This window comes from Nocardia sp. NPDC056064 (genome assembly GCF_042266925.1).
Classification (GTDB): Bacteria; Actinomycetota; Actinomycetes; order Mycobacteriales; family Mycobacteriaceae; genus Nocardia.
The window spans coordinates 1,201,899-1,216,504 of record NZ_JBHJWO010000001.1; the positions used below are offsets into that span (position 1 = coordinate 1,201,899).

General features: G+C 72.0%; 12 protein-coding genes and 1 riboswitch. Of the genes, 6 read left to right on the forward strand and 6 right to left on the reverse strand.

Annotated elements, in window-relative coordinates:
- Positions 1 to 4: 4 nt before the first annotated feature.
- From cobN to ACFC06_RS05525, 4 genes are all read right to left on the reverse strand, one after another.
- On the reverse strand, positions 5 to 3,643 hold the full coding sequence (gene cobN, locus ACFC06_RS05510) for a cobaltochelatase subunit CobN (protein WP_375928173.1): 3,639 nt from the start codon (positions 3,641 to 3,643) through the stop codon (positions 5 to 7).
- 38 nt (positions 3,644 to 3,681) lie between these two features.
- Positions 3,682 to 3,809, reverse strand: a riboswitch (cobalamin riboswitch).
- Positions 3,810 to 3,838: 29 nt separating this feature from the next.
- The gene (locus tag ACFC06_RS05515; protein ID WP_375928175.1) at positions 3,839 to 4,327 is read right to left on the reverse strand and encodes a hypothetical protein; all 489 of its coding nucleotides are present in this window, start codon (positions 4,325 to 4,327) and stop codon (positions 3,839 to 3,841) included.
- 33 nt (positions 4,328 to 4,360) lie between these two features.
- A complete protein-coding gene (locus ACFC06_RS05520; RefSeq protein WP_375928177.1) occupies positions 4,361 to 5,659 on the reverse strand; it encodes a MerR family transcriptional regulator in 1,299 nt (432 codons plus the stop codon).
- Between the two features lie 33 nt (positions 5,660 to 5,692).
- Complete coding sequence (locus tag ACFC06_RS05525) at positions 5,693 to 6,370, reverse strand: hypothetical protein (protein ID WP_375928179.1); 678 nt, start codon at positions 6,368 to 6,370, stop codon at positions 5,693 to 5,695.
- A gap of 139 nt (positions 6,371 to 6,509) precedes the next feature.
- Between ACFC06_RS05525 and cobG the strand changes: the two genes are divergently transcribed.
- Together cobG and ACFC06_RS05535 are read left to right on the forward strand one after the other, a co-directional pair.
- A complete protein-coding gene (gene cobG / locus ACFC06_RS05530) occupies positions 6,510 to 7,721 on the forward strand; it encodes a precorrin-3B synthase (RefSeq protein ID WP_375928181.1) in 1,212 nt (403 codons plus the stop codon).
- A gap of 155 nt (positions 7,722 to 7,876) precedes the next feature.
- Entirely contained in the window at positions 7,877 to 8,968 is a 1,092-nt protein-coding gene (locus tag ACFC06_RS05535) for an RNA ligase (ATP) (protein WP_375928183.1), read from the forward strand.
- Between the two features lie 42 nt (positions 8,969 to 9,010).
- Here the strand turns inward: ACFC06_RS05535 and ACFC06_RS05540 are convergent, their stop codons facing one another.
- Together ACFC06_RS05540 and ddaH are read right to left on the reverse strand one after the other, a co-directional pair.
- Entirely contained in the window at positions 9,011 to 10,228 is a 1,218-nt protein-coding gene (locus ACFC06_RS05540) for a low temperature requirement protein A (protein WP_375928185.1), read from the reverse strand.
- 36 nt (positions 10,229 to 10,264) lie between these two features.
- The gene (gene ddaH / locus ACFC06_RS05545) at positions 10,265 to 11,128 is read right to left on the reverse strand and encodes a dimethylargininase (protein ID WP_375928187.1); all 864 of its coding nucleotides are present in this window, start codon (positions 11,126 to 11,128) and stop codon (positions 10,265 to 10,267) included.
- A 132-nt stretch (positions 11,129 to 11,260) separates the two neighbouring features.
- Here ddaH and ACFC06_RS05550 point away from each other — a divergent pair, with 132 nt between their 5' ends.
- Genes ACFC06_RS05550 through ACFC06_RS05565 form a run of 4 tightly spaced genes read left to right on the forward strand, consistent with a single transcriptional unit; the run spans position 11,261 to position 14,605 of the window.
- Complete coding sequence (locus ACFC06_RS05550; protein ID WP_375928189.1) at positions 11,261 to 11,698, forward strand: Lrp/AsnC family transcriptional regulator; 438 nt, start codon at positions 11,261 to 11,263, stop codon at positions 11,696 to 11,698.
- Positions 11,699 to 11,736: 38 nt separating this feature from the next.
- On the forward strand, positions 11,737 to 12,372 hold the full coding sequence (locus ACFC06_RS05555) for a precorrin-8X methylmutase (RefSeq protein WP_375928191.1): 636 nt from the start codon (positions 11,737 to 11,739) through the stop codon (positions 12,370 to 12,372).
- Entirely contained in the window at positions 12,369 to 14,024 is a 1,656-nt protein-coding gene (cobJ, locus tag ACFC06_RS05560; RefSeq protein ID WP_375928193.1) for a precorrin-3B C(17)-methyltransferase, read from the forward strand. Before ACFC06_RS05555 ends, cobJ begins: the two co-directional genes overlap by 4 nt.
- A 38-nt stretch (positions 14,025 to 14,062) precedes the next feature.
- Entirely contained in the window at positions 14,063 to 14,605 is a 543-nt protein-coding gene (locus tag ACFC06_RS05565; RefSeq protein ID WP_375928195.1) for a PadR family transcriptional regulator, read from the forward strand.
- Position 14,606: the final 1 nt, after the last annotated feature.

Sequence of the window (14,606 nt, forward strand, 5' to 3'; positions counted from 1 at the left end):
GCAACTACTCGAGTTCGCCCTCGGTCTCCAGGTAGATCTGGCGCAGCCGGTCCAGGGTCTCCTGTTCGGGGTGTTCCCAGAGCTTGCGCTCGGCGGCCTCGAGCAGCCGCTCGGCGATGCCGTGCAGCGCCCACGGATTCGACTGCTCCATGAACTTGCGGTTGACCTCGTCGAAGACGTAGCTCTCGGTGAGCTTCTCGTACATCCAGTCGGCGACCACATTGGTGGTGGCGTCGTAGCCGAACAGGTAATCGACGGTGGCGGCCATCTCGAAGGCGCCCTTGTAGCCGTGACGGCGCATGGCCTCGAGCCAGCGCGGGTTCACCACGCGGGCGCGGAAGACGCGGGCGGTCTCCTCCGAGAGTGTGCGGGTGCGCACGGCATCCGGGCGGGTGGAGTCGCCGATGTAGGCCTCGGGGTTCTTGCCGGTGAGCGCGCGCACGGTGGCGACCATGCCGCCGTGGTACTGGAAGTAGTCGTCGGAGTCGGCGATGTCGTGTTCGCGGGTGTCGGTGTTCTTGGCGGCCACCGCGATCCGCCGGTAGGCGGTGCGCATGTCGTCGGCGGCGGGGGCACCGTCGAGGTCGCGACCGTAGGCGTAGCCGCCCCAGGTGGTGTAGACCTGCGCGAGGTCGTCGTCGGTGCGCCAGCTCTTGGAGTCGATGAGCTGGAGCAGGCCCGCGCCGTAGGTGCCCGGCTTGGAGCCGAAGATGCGGGTGGTGGCGCGGCGGGTGTCGCCGTGCTCGGCCAGATCCGACTGGGAGTGCGCGCGCACGTAATTCGACTCGGCGGGCTCGTCGAGGTCGGCGACGAGGCGGACGGCGTCGTCGAGCAGGGCCAGCACGTGCGGGAAGGCGTCGCGGAAGAAGCCGGAGATGCGCACGGTGACGTCGATGCGGGGACGACCGAGTTCCTCGAGGGAGATGATCTCGAGGGAGGTGACGCGGCGGCTGGCCTCGTCCCAGATCGGGCGCACACCCAGCAGGGCGAGCACTTCGGCGATGTCGTCGCCGGAGGTGCGCATGGCCGAGGTGCCCCACACCGACAGCCCGACCGACTTCGGGTACTCGCCGTGGTCGCTGCGATAGCGGGCCAGCAGCGATTCGGCCATGGCCTGACCGGTCTCCCAGGCCAGCCGCGAGGGGACGGCCTTGGGGTCGACGGAGTAGAAGTTGCGGCCGGTCGGCAGCACATTGATCAGGCCGCGCAGGGGCGAACCGCTGGGACCCGCGGGAATGAAGCCGCCGTCGAGGGCGTGCAGGACGCGGGCGATCTCGACGCTGGTCTCGCGCAGGCGGGGCACGACTTCGGTGGCGGCGAAACGCAGGACCGTCTTCACCGCGTCGAGGCGGGTGGTGTCGTCGGCCGCCGTGGCGTCGGCTCCGGCCAGGATCGCGGTGGCGTAGTCGCCGACGAGGGTGTCGACGGCGTCGGCCGACCAGTCGGTGGCCTGGAGGGCGGCGAGGAGTTCGCGGGCGCGGGCCTCCACCACGTCGACCCGCTCGCGGGCCTCGTCACCGGCTTCGCTGAGGCCGAGAGCTTCCCGCAGACCGGGCACGTTCTGCTCGCCGCCCCACAGCTGACGGGCGCGCAGCATGGCCAGCACCAGGTCGAGTTCCATCTCGGCCTCGGGGGCCTGGCCCAGGATGTGCAGGCCGTCGCGGATCTGCACGTCCTTGATCTCGCAGAGCCAGCCGTCGACGTGCAGCAGCATGTCGTCGAAGACGTCCTCTTCGGGGCGTTCGGCCAGGCCGAGGTCGTGGTCCATCTTGGCCGCGCGCATGAGCGTCCAGATCTGCTGGCGGATGGCGGGCAGTTTGGCCGGGTCCAGGGCGGAGATGTTGGCGTGCTCGTCGAGCAGTTGCTCGAGGCGGGAGATGTCGCCGTAGCTCTCGGCGCGCGCCATCGGCGGGATCAGGTGGTCGACCAGGGTGGCGTGGGCGCGGCGCTTGGCCTGGGTGCCCTCGCCCGGGTCGTTGACCAGGAACGGGTAGATCAGCGGCAGGTCGCCCAGGGCGGCGTCGGTGCCGCAGGAGGCGGACATGCCCAGGGTCTTGCCGGGCAGCCATTCCAGGTTGCCGTGCTTGCCGAGGTGGACCATCGCGTCGGCGGCGAAACCGTCGGGCGCGGACAGCCAGCGGTAGGCGGCCAGGTAGTGGTGGCTGGGCGGCAGGTCGGGGTCGTGGTAGATGGCGACCGGGTTCTCGCCGAAGCCGCGGGGCGGCTGCACCATGAGCACCACATTGCCGAAACGCAGGGCGGCGATGACGATCTCGCCGTCCTTGTCGGCCGAGCGGTCGACGTAGAGTTCGCCGGGCGGCGGGCCCCAGGCTTCGACCACGGCCTCACGCAGATCCTCGGGCAGCGAGTCGAACCAGCGGGTGTAGGTGGCGGCGCCGATGCGGATCGGGTTGCCCTCGAGCTGTTCGGCCGAGAGCCAGTCGGGGTCCTGGCCGCCCGCGGCGATCAGGGCGTGGATGAGCGCGTCACCGTCGGCCTGCTCCAGGCCGGGGATCTCGCCGGGTTCGCCGAGGTCGTAGCCCGCGGCGCGCAGTTCGGTGAGCAGGCGGATGGCCGAGGCGGGGGTGTCGAGGCCGACGGCGTTGCCGATGCGGGCGTGCTTGGTCGGGTACGCGGAGAGCATGATCGCGATCCGCTTGTCGGCGGCCGGGATGTGGCGCAGGCGCGCGTGGCGCACCGCGATACCGGCCACCCGGGCCGCGCGTTCGGCGTCGGGCACGTAGGTGGACAGGCCGTCGGCGTCGAATTCCTTGAACGAGAACGGGACCGTGATGATGCGGCCGTCGAACTCCGGCACCGCCACCTGGGTGGCCACGTCGAGGGGCGAGAGGCCGTCGTCGTTGTCCTCCCACTGGGCGCGGCCGCTGGTCAGGCACAGGCCCTGCAGGATCGGCACGTCCAGGGCGGCCAGCGCGGCCACGTCCCAGGCTTCGTCGTCGCCACCGGCCGAGGCGGTGGCGGGCTTGCTGCCGCCCGCGGCGAGCACGGTGACCACCAGCGCGTCGGCGCGGCCGAGCAGTTCGAGCAGTTCCGGTTCGGCGGTGCGCAGCGAGGCGCAGTAGACCGGCAGCGCGCGGGCGCCCTTGGCCTCGATGGCCGTGCACAGCGCGTCGATGTAGCCGGTGTTGCCCGCCAGGTGCTGGGCGCGGTAGTAGACCACCGCGACGGTCGGGGCGTGCGGTTCCAGGATGCGGGCCGAGCGCTCGAGCTCGCCCCAGCTGGGCAGCTGCACCGGCGGTTCGAAGCCGTGGCCGGTGAGCAGCACCGTGTCGGACAGGAAGTGGTGCAGCTGACGCAGGTTCTCCGCGCCACCGGCGGCGAGGTAGTTGTGCGCGTCCGCGGCCACGCCCACCGGCACGGTGGAGCATTCCATCAGTTCGGCGTCGGGGGCGATCTCGCCGCCGAGGGCCACCATCGGCACCCCGCTGGCCCGGATCGCGTCCAGACCCTCCTCCCAGGCGCGTTTGCCGCCGAGGATGCGCACGATCACCAGGTCGGCGCCGTCGAGCAGCTCCGGCAGGTCCGCCACGAGCAGCCGGGCGGGGTTGCCCCACCGGTACTCGGCGCCGCTCGCGCGCGCGCTCAGCAGGTCGGTGTCGGAGGTGGACAGCAGCAGGATCACAGGGTGAGACCTTCCTCGGGTGACGCGCCCAACGGGGTGGTTGTCGTGTGCTCGCCGGAGAGGGTCTGGCTGTTCACAGTGGCGCGACCGCACCGGATTTCCACCGGTTTCCTCGACGCCCGCCGAGCATGACGATGGTAACGGCCCCACCGCCGCCACAACTTTCCAGCCCGCGTCCGGTCCCCGGACGACCGATCAGGGGGTGGGGCGTGCGGCGGTGTCCCCGGCGGCCACGGCGGCGGCGACCTCGTCCAGGGCCCGGCGGATCATCGTCGCGTAGTCGTCGTCGGCGAGGACGTCGACGTGGGCGCGCGCGGCGTCGAGATGGTGGCCGGCGGCGGGGAAGGCACCGAGGCGGCGGAAGTTGTCGGCCAGGTTGAGGTGCAGCGACGGGTAGAACCCCGCGACCCGCAGACCCGCGTGGTGTTCGGTGAGCCGGGCGTCGGTCAGGGTGTCGGCGGCGTCGAGGGCGCGGATGTCCCAGGCGAGGGCCTCGGCCGGATGGTCGTGGAGGTCGGCGAGGTAGTGGGCGAGGGTGCAGCGGTGCAGGGGGTCGCCCGCCGCGCCGATCTCGGACCACAGGGCGACCAGGGTGGCGCGGGCGGAATCGGTGTCGCCCGAACGGGATTCGGTCACCGCGGCGGTGATCCGGGTCATCACGGGGTCGGTGGTGGGGGTGGTCATGGAGTTCCTTTCGGCAGGACTGTGCGACGTCGGCTAGTGGGTTGCCGGGTCGGCGGATTCGGGGCGGCGGGGCATCGCCAGGGTGAGCAGGGTGCCGTCGTCGGCGGAGCGGACGCGGACCGGCTGGTCGGGGGCGATGAGGTCGAGCATGAGGTCGGGGCCGACCGCGCCCGCCACCGCCGGATAGAGGGTGGTCACGGCGAAGTGGATGGTCATGGTCGGGCCGGTGACGGTGGCGGTGAGGGTGTGGGCGAACTCCCCGTCGGTGAGCCGGAGGTTGCCCGGGATCGCTTCGAGCGTCACCGTGGCGGCCTGTACCGATTCGAGCACGCCCAGCAGCGCGGATCGCCGCACCACCACGCGCACCCGGACCGGGGGTAGCGCCGCCAGCATCGCCCGGTAGTCGGGGAATTCCTCGGCCGAGGACCGGCACCGGCGCTCGGATTCGGGACCGATCCGGTTCGCCCGCGCGATGTTCCGATCCCCTGCGCCGCCGTGTTCCGGTCCGCCGGTGTCGGCCGTGACAGGTGCGTCGCCCGTGGTGCAGAGCAGACCGGCGGCGTCGGGGCGCAGGACGACGGTGGGCCGGCGGCGCAGCCAGGACACCGTGTCCCGCAGGTCCGCGGCGTCGACGGTGATCGCCCAGGGCGCGGTGGGGGCCTTGTCGACGCGCACGCCGCGGGTCGCCAGACGGTAGCGGTCGGTGGCGGTGAGGACCAGTTCCGCCGGGCCCGCTTCGATATGGACGCTGTCGAGCACCGGGTGCCGTGGGTCCACGACGGTGGCGGTGGCGACCTGGTCGAGCGCGGCGGCGAGCACGGGCCCACGCACGCGGACGGCATCCGGCTCGGCCGACGCCGTGTCGCGGGGTTTCGCACGACCGGGTGCTGTTCCACTCGCGGCCTCGACCGACCGGCTCGTCCCGATCTGTGAACCCGGCGACCGCACCGCGCCGGGGGCGTCGGCGGGGGGCGTCGGCGTGACGAACGCACTGCGGTCCAGGGACGCGCGGGCGGCGTCGGCCGCGGTGCGCAAGGAGGCCAGGTGGTCGTCGAGGGCGGTGAGGTGGGCGGCGACGAGAGCGGTGGCGCGGTCGGCGTCGGGCTCGGTGACGACGGCGGCGACGGCGGGTAGCGGCATGTCCAGGGCACGGAGGCGGCGGATCAGGCGCGCGGTGCCGGTCTGGTCGGGAGCGTAGTAGCGGTAGCCGGTGGCCTCGTCGACGACGGCGGGGACGAGGACCCCGGCATCGGCGTAGAAGCGCAGGGCACTGGCGCTCAGGCCGCACAGGCGGGCGAAGGCGCCGATGGTGATCAGCTCGGATTCGGGCACCGGCTGATCATCGGGGTTCGAGCGACTCGAAGGTCAAACGCCGGAGTCCGTGGTGGTACCGCGCCCGACCATCTCCGGCGAGCCCGTCCCGAGGTTGCGGTAGACGTTGGCCACCACCATCTGACCGAGCGCGTTGTTGCCGACGCCGCCGATGACCGCGCCGATCCCGGCCGGGATGATCGTGCCGAACAGCAGCAGCGTGCGTTTGACCAGGTAGTTCACGATGAACCGCTTGGCGGGCGAATCGGGCATGCTCGCCAGGCCGGGGATGTGATCGGTGACCACACCGAGCCACTGCCCGGTCTTGTGGCCCGCGGTCTCGTCGAGCAGCTTGGTCCCCGCCTCGCCCAGGACCACCTTCGAGACCAGCTGCGCCTGGCGCGGGTCGTCGGGGTCGAGCTGATAGGCCGCGGCCGCGCCGACCGACAGCACCGACGACGCCTCCAGGAACACGGCCGTGTCCACGCCGGTGGCGGCCAGGCTCAACAGCGTGCCGACCCCCGGCACGGCGGCGGTGAGCCCCACGGTGACACCGCTGGCCGTCACCACCACCAGGTACTGCCGGGAGAGCCGCTGCAGCAGATCCACCGGCGCGTCGTCGGGATGCCGTTTCGCCAGCCAGTCGACATACCGGCCCACCACCGGTGCCTGCGCGTGGGCGACCCGGTCGAGCGCGGGCACGACCCGCTTGTCCACGAACTCACGCAGCATGCGACGACCTCTCCTGGAGTGATCAACCCGGGCGACGGACCGCTGTCCACCTTAGGTGAACCGGCCACGCGGACCGGCCTACCCGGGACCTACCCGCTCGCGTCTCCCCCAATCGGCCGGGTCGTAGGCTGGACGGATCATGACCAGGAGTACTCCCGACTCGTGCCCCGGCGTGCTGCGCCTGCATCAGGCCGCCGACGGGCCGCTCGCGCGCATCCGGGTGCCCGGCGGCCGGCTGACGCCGGAGCAGGTGCAGACGCTGGCCGATGCCGCCCGCGATCTCGGGAACGGCAATCTCGAACTCACCTCGCGCGGCAACATCCAGCTGCGCCAGGTCCGCGACCCCGGCGAGCTCGCGTCACGGCTCGACGCCGCCGGGCTGCTGCCCAGCGCCACCCACGAGCGGGTGCGCAATATCGTCGCCTCGCCGCTGTCGGGCCGGGTGGGTGGGTTCGCCGAGGTGCACGGGCTCGCCGCCGACCTCGACACCGGCCTGCTGGGTGACCCGCGGCTGGCCGAGCTGCCGGGCCGGGTGCTGTTCACCCTCGACGACGGCCGCGGCGACGTGAGCACGCTGCGTGGCGACATCGGCGTCCAGGCGGTCGCCGCCGACCGGTTCGCGCTGCTGCTCGCGGGCACCGACACCGGCGTGCGGGTGGACGCGAACGCGGCCGTCGAGGTGATGCTCGACGCGGCCCGCGGCTTCCTCGACCTGCGCGGCAGCGGCGAATCCGGGCAGTGGCGCCTGCACGAGATCCCCGGCGGCGTCGAGAAGGTCACCGAGGTGCTCGACCTCTCCCCCGCCGGTGAACCCCTGGAACTCGGTGCGGCACACGCCATCCCGATCGGCTGGCTCGACCAGGACGACGGCCTGGTCACCCTCGGCGCCGGTGTCCCGCTGGGCACGCTCTCGGCGCGCACCGCCGAATTCCTGGCCGCCGTGGAACATCCGCTGTACATCACGCCGTGGCGCAGCGTGGTCCTCACCGATCTCGCGGAGGGACCGGCCGAGACCGTGGTGCGGGTGCTGGCGCCGATGGGGTTGATCTTCGACGCGAGTTCGCCGTGGTTGCAGGCCAGCGCCTGCGCGGGCAGGCCCGGCTGCGCCAAGTCGCACACCGATGTCCGCGCGGATCTGACCGCGGCCGTGGACGCGGGCCGGGTGCGCGCGGACGACGCGGTCACTCCGGTGGACCTGCTGGTCCCGGCCACGGAGGTCACCGTGGCGGGCCGCCAGCACTGGTCCGGCTGTGAGCGCCGCTGCGGCAGGCCGACGGGGCCGGTCACCGATGTGATCGCCACCGACGGTGACCACTACCGACTGGAGCGGGTGGACCCGACAACCGCCTGACCTGCCCGGAAACCGGCGGCGCGGGCCCAGGAGCCCTCCTCCACGACACCGACCCCGCGATATCGACTGCGCGACAAGCACACCCGCACCGAAATCCGGTCGACGTGAAACACCGTGGATTCCTATGCTGGCTTCCTCGCAACGAGGGGGTACCCATGTCCACACTGCAAGTCACCGCCGAACGGCTCACCGTCCATCCGCATCCGAACGCCGACCGGCTCGAGCTCGCCCAGGTCGGCCTGTACCGGGCCGTGGTCGCCAAGGGGCAGTTCACGACCGGCGATCACGCGGTCTACATCCCGGAACAGTCGGTGCTGCCCGAGGCGCTGATCGCCGAACTCGGGCTCACCGGAAAGCTCGCGGGCTCGCGCAAGGACCGGGTCAAGGCGGTGCGGCTGCGCGGGGAGGTCTCGCAGGGCATCGTCTGCACGCCCGCCGCGCTGGCCGGGGTGGACCTGGCCGCGGCGGCGACCGAGCGCACCGATTTCGCGGAGCGGCTCGGCGTCGTGAAATGGGTACCGCCGGTACCGGTCTCGATGTCGGGACAGGTCGAGTCCGCGCCCGATCTGCTGCGCTGGGTGGACGTCGAGAACATCAAACGCTTTCCCGGCATCTTCGCCGCCGGGGAGCCGGTGGTGGCCACCGAGAAGATCCACGGCACGGCCTGCCTGCTCACCCATGTCCGCGACGGGGACCGGATCCTGGTGTCGTCCAAGGGTGTCGGTGGCCGGTCGCTGTCGCTGACCGCCACCGACGGCAACCTGTACTGGCGGGCCGTGCGCGCGCACCGGCTCGACGCCGCCGCCCGCGCGGTCGCCGACGCGCTCGGTGCCGACCGGGTCGGGTTCTTCGGTGAGGTGTACGGCGCCGGGGTGCAGGACCTGCACTACGGTGCCTCGGCCGCGCACGACGAGTCGCTGGGCTTCGGGCTGTTCGATATCGCCGTGGACCGCGACGGCGGGCCGGTGCGCTGGCTCGACCATCACGAGATCGGCACGCTGCTCGACGATCTCGACCTGGCGGTCGCCCGCGTTCCGGTCCTCTACGAGGGGCCCTACGACGCCGAACTGCTGCTGAAACTGGCGGAGGGCACCGAGACCGTCAGCGGTGACGGTGCCAATATCCGGGAGGGTCTGGTCGTGCGCCCGGCCACCGAGCGGCACGCGCCGGAGCTGGGTGGGCGCGCCATCGGCAAGATCGTCTCCGACGCGTACCTGCTGCGCGACGGCGGCACCGAGTTCGAGTGAGCCGCTCCGCGTGCGCCGGCATCGACCGGCGCACGCGGACGCCTACGGGGCCGCCGTGCGCTCCCCGGTTCCCCGAACACGCACGACCTCCGACAGCACCGCCGCGCCGAGCAGCACCATCACCCCGAGCACCAGCCACACCGCGCCCAGATGCGGTGCCGCCCAGCCCAGGACGAGGGCGAGCACCAGGCACGGCAGGGGCCAGCGCAACAGCCAGCGCGCCCCGGCACTGGGCACCCCACCCATCCCGCACACCAGGAAGAACGCGGCCGCGCCGCCGCCGAGCACCCAGCCCACCCCGGCGGGCAGATGCCCGGAGGGGTGCGCGGCGACGAGCCCGAGCCCGGCCGCGACGGTGGCCACCGCACCGCTGAGCGCGCAGTGGTCGGCCATCACCCGGTGCCGGGACAGGTCGGTCGTCGAGGGCGCCGCCGACATCATCCGCGGCACGAATCCGTAGTTCAGGGTCAGCGCCCACAGCGCGATCAGGCTCAGGAAGGCACCGGCCCCGATCACGCCGACCGCGACGGTCCACTCCTCCGCCGAGACCGCCGCGATCACCGAGATGACGCCCTCGCCGAGCACGATGATCAGGTACTGCCCGAGCCGCTCGCCCAGGTGCGCCGGATCGGCGCGCAGGGCCGTGAGCCGCGTCGCGGGTCCGCGCGCCGCCCGGCCCCGCCGATCGCGGCCCCGCCGATCGCGACGCAGCCGCGCGGTCATCCGGCGCTGGGCCTCGGTCAGGTAGGACTCGGCGTCGACGGCGAACATGATCCACAGATCGATCGCCAGGCCGACACCCCACAGCACGAATTTCCACGGCGCGGGCACCCACAGCGACACGATCCACGGCAGGATGCCCGGCCCCATCTGCGCGATCGGCCAGTCGACGACGAGCTGCCCGCGCCCCCACGCCGACGACGACGCGATCCGTACCACGACATACATCGCCGCGAAGGCGTTCGCGTGCTCGTCGGGCACGCCCGCGACGGCGGCCATCATCACGCCGAGGCCGAACATGCAGCCGAACACCAGCGCGGTGCGCGCCTGGTCACCGGCCACATTGCTGTAGACGGTGACGCACGCCCACACCACCCAGAACGCCAGGTAGAGCAGCACATACAGCCCGAACTCACCCCAGGACGGGCCGCGGTGCAGCAGGTGGGTGAGCTGGCCGATGCCCGCGACGGCGACCAGGTCGAAGAACAGCTCGGTCCAGCTCGCGCGCCGCTCGGCGGTGGTCGGCTCCGGGTGTGCCACCCGCCCAGTATGTGGCCGGGCGGCGGCGGGTCCCGGCTAGCTCGCGGTCGTGTCGCGGCGGCTGTGCAGTTCGAGCACGCAGCACTTCACCCCGCCGCCGCCCTTGCGCAATTCGGACATGTCCACCGGGACCGGGGCGTAGCCGCGGTCGCGCAGGGCGGCGGCGAGGCCGGTCGCGCCGGGGTCGAGGAAGACGTGGTGCCCGTCGCTGACCCCGTTGAGGCCGAACGACAACGCGTCGGCCTCCGCCGCGCGGATCGCGTCCGGATACAGCGTGGCCAGCACCTGACGCGACGCCGGGGAGAACGCGGCCGGGTAGTAGGCGATGGTGGTGTCGTCGAGGACCATCAGCGCGGTGTCGAGGTGGTAGAAGCGCGGATCGACCAATTCCAGCGAGACCACCGGTACGCCGAAGAACCGCTCGACCTCGGTGTGCGCGGCCACCGAGCAGCGGAACCCGGACCCGGCCAGGATGCGGGTGCCCGCGAACGTGAAATCGCCCTCGCCCTCGTTGGTTTCGATCGCGGCGGCCAGCTCGCGCAGTTCCCTGGCGGCGAACCAGCGGTGGAACGCGGGCCCTTCCGCGGCGCGCTCGGGATGGGCGAAGCGGGCCGAGAGCGCGTGCCCGCCGATGACGATGCCGCTGTTGGCGGCGAACACCATGTCGGGCAGCCCCGGCTCGCCGGGCACCGTCTCCACGCTGTGCCCGTGTTCCTCGAGCACCGCGCGCAGGATCTCCCACTGCGCCAGCGCCCGCGGCCGGTCCACCGGTTCGGCCGGGTTCATCCACGGATTGATCGCGTAGGTGACAGCGAAGTGGTCGGGACGGCACATGACGTAGCGGCGGGGCGTGGCCACCCGCGCGGCTACCGGTCGGCGGAGAGGGGCTGCGGCGGTCATCAGGGCTCCCGGTGGCTGCGCGGATCGATGACTTCGACGATAAATGTCGTCTCGTTGCGCCAGGAACACCGATTCGTTGCGGATATCGATGCGAAAATGGGGAAATATTGCGCCCGACCCGCGAGGAGTGCCGTGGACGACATCGATCGACGCATCCTGGCCCGGCTGCTCACCCATGCCAGGGCCTCCTTCCAGGAGATCGGCGCGGTCGTCGGGCTGTCCGCGCCCGCGGTGAAACGGCGCGTGGACAAGATGGTGGCCAGCGGGCAGATCACCGGATTCACCGCCCAGGTCAACCCGGCGGCGCTGGGCTGGACCACCGAGGCCTACGTCGAGGTGTACTACCGCGACAACATCTCCCCGGCCGAACTGCGCCGCACCCTGGAACCGATCCCGCAGGTCGTCGGGGTGTGGACCATCGCGGGCGAGGCCGACGCGCTGGTGCACGTGATGGCCACCGACATGGCCGAGATCGAGGTGACCGTCGAACGGATCAGGGAGAACGCGCGGGTCGGGCGCACCCGCAGTTCGCTGGTGATGTCGCGCATCCTGGAGCGGCCGCGCACCTGAGATCCGGCGCGTCCCACCCAGGTTCTAGGGTTGTCGGCATGTCCGACGTGCGTGCCAGCTACCTCACCGACGGGGCCGAGATCTATCGGCGCTCGTTCGCGACGATCCGCGCCGAAGCCGATCTCGCCGGGTTCCCCGCCGACGTCGAACGCGTGGTGGTCCGGATGATCCACGGCTGCGGGCAGGTCGACCTGGCCTGCGACATCGCCTACTCCCCCGGTGTGGTCGCCGCCGCCCGCGCCGCCTTGCGCGCGGGCAAGCCGATCCTGTGCGACGCGAACATGGTGGCCTCCGGCGTCACCCGCAAGCGGCTGCCCGCCGACAACCCGGTGCTGTGCAATCTCGCCGACCCGCGTGTCCCCGAGCGCGCCGCGAAGCTGGGCAACACCCGCTCGGTGGCCGCGCTCGACCTGCTGCGCGACCGGCTCGACGGGGCCGTCGTGGCCATCGGCAACGCCCCCACCGCGCTGTTCCACCTGCTCGACATGCTCGACGACGGCGCGCCGAAACCGGCGGCGATCATCGGCATCCCGGTCGGTTTCATCGGCGCCGCCGAATCCAAGCAGGCGCTCATCGACTTCGGCGGGGTGGAGTTCCTGACCGTGCGCGGCAGGCGCGGGGGCAGCGCCATCACCGCCTCGGCACTCAACGCGATCGCGAGCGAACAGGAATGAGCGAGATCAGCACCGGCAAACTCTGGGGTATCGGCCTGGGTCCCGGCGACCCGGAACTGGTGACGGTCAAGGCCGCCCGCGTCATCGGCGAAGCCGACGTGGTCGCCTTCCACTCCGCGCGCCACGGCCGCAGCATCTCCCGCGCCATCGCCGCGCCGTATCTGCGGCCCGGTCAGCTCGAGGAACACCTGGTCTACCCGGTGACCACCGAGACCACCGACCACCCCGGCGGCTACCAGGGCGCCATCGACGAGTTCTACGAGCAGGCCGCCGCCCGCCTGGCCGTCCACCTGGCCGCGGGCCGCAGCGTCGCGCTGCTGGCCGCCGGTGACCCGCTGTTCTACAGCTCCTACATGCATATGCACCGCCGCCTGGCCGACCGGTTCGAGGCCGAGATCGTCCCCGGCATCACCTCGGTCAGCGCCGCCTCGGCCGCCCTGGGCACGCCGCTGGTGGAGGGTGAGCAGGTGCTCACCGTGCTGCCCGGCACGATGCCCGTCGACGAGCTCACCGAGCGCCTGCGCCACACCGACGCGGCCGCGATCATGAAACTCGGGCGCACCTTTCCCGGTGTGCGCCAGGCACTCTCGGACTCCGGGCGGCTCGCCGACGCCTACTACGTGGAACGCGCCAGCAGCACGCGCGAACGCGTGCTCGCCGCGGCCGAGGTGGACGAGTCCGAGGTGCCGTACTTCGCGATCACGGTGGTGCCGGGCCCGGCCCCGACGCTACCCATCGCCACCCGGTCGGCCCCACACGCGCACTCCATCGGCGCCGTGACGACATCGTCCGCCACGGCACCCACCCACACCGACGCCGCGCCTACGTCGTCCGACCACACCGATGCTGCTCCCGCGCAGGCTGATCCGACCACCGCTCGTCCCGATACCGCGCCTGCGCGGGCCGGGGTCGGCGAGGTCGTCGTCGTGGGGCTCGGCCCCGGCGACACCGCGTGGACCACACCGCAGGTCACCGAAGCGCTCGCCGCCGCCACCGATCTGGTCGGCTACACCACCTACATCGATCGCGTCCCCGAGCGACCCGGTCAGCGCAGGCACGCCAGCGACAACAAGGTCGAATCCGAGCGCGCCGCCATGGCATTGGATCTGGCCAAGCGCGGTGCCAGGGTCGCGGTGGTGTCCTCGGGCGATCCCGGGGTGTTCGCCATGGCCGCGGCGGTGCTGGAGGTCTCGGCCGAGCCGCAGTTCAAGGATGTGCCGGTGCGGGTGCTGCCCGGACTCACCGCGGCCAATGCGGTCGCCAGCCGGGTCGGCGCGCCGCTGGGCCACGACTACGCGATGATCTCGCTGTCGGACCGGCTCAAGCCGTGGGACGTCGTCACGCAGCGCCTCGCGGCGGTGGCCGCGGCGGACATGGCGATCGCGATCTACAACCCGGCATCCTCGCAGCGACGGTGGCAGGTCGGCGCCATGCGCGACATCCTGCTCGCGCATCGGGCGCCGGAGACCCCGGTGGTGCTGGGCCGCGACGTGGGCGGGCCGACGGAGTCGGTGCGGGTGCTCACCCTGGGCGAACTCGACCCCGACGAGGTCGACATGCGTACCCTGCTGATCATCGGTGCGTCCACGACCACCGCGTTCGACACCCCCGAGGGCACCCGGGTGTTCACTTCCCGGAGGTACCAGGCGTAACGTTCCACTTAGGAATGTAGTTCGAAGGGAGACGACCGTTGACCGGCACCGCGACTCGACGCCGCCCGCTGAACTCCACCGCGGCCTCGCTACTGGGCTTTCTGCACGAGGGTCCGATGTCGGGCTGGGACCTGGCGACCCAGGCCCAGCAACGCATCGGCGACTTCTGGACCATCACCCAGAGCCAGGTGTATCGCGAGCTGTCCAGCATGGACACCGCGGGCCTGGTGACGAAGGGCGAACGCGGCGCGCGCGAACGCACGCCGTACCGGATCACCGAGGTGGGTCGCGAGGCCTTCGCCGAGTGGATCGCCCGCGACCCCGGCGCCGAGACCATCCGGGTGCCGCTGCTGCTCACACTGTCGTTCGGCGAACATCTCGATCCGGCGCACCGGGACCGGATCATCGCCGCCAACAAGGACATCCACCAGGATCGCCTGGACCGCTACCTCGACGAGGACCCCGCCGGGCTGGCCCCGAACCAGCGCGCCACCCTCGCCTTCGGCATCGCCTACGAGCGCGCGGTGCTGGAATGGTTCGACGGGCTGCCCACGATCTTCGCCGGCACGAAACCGCACTGAC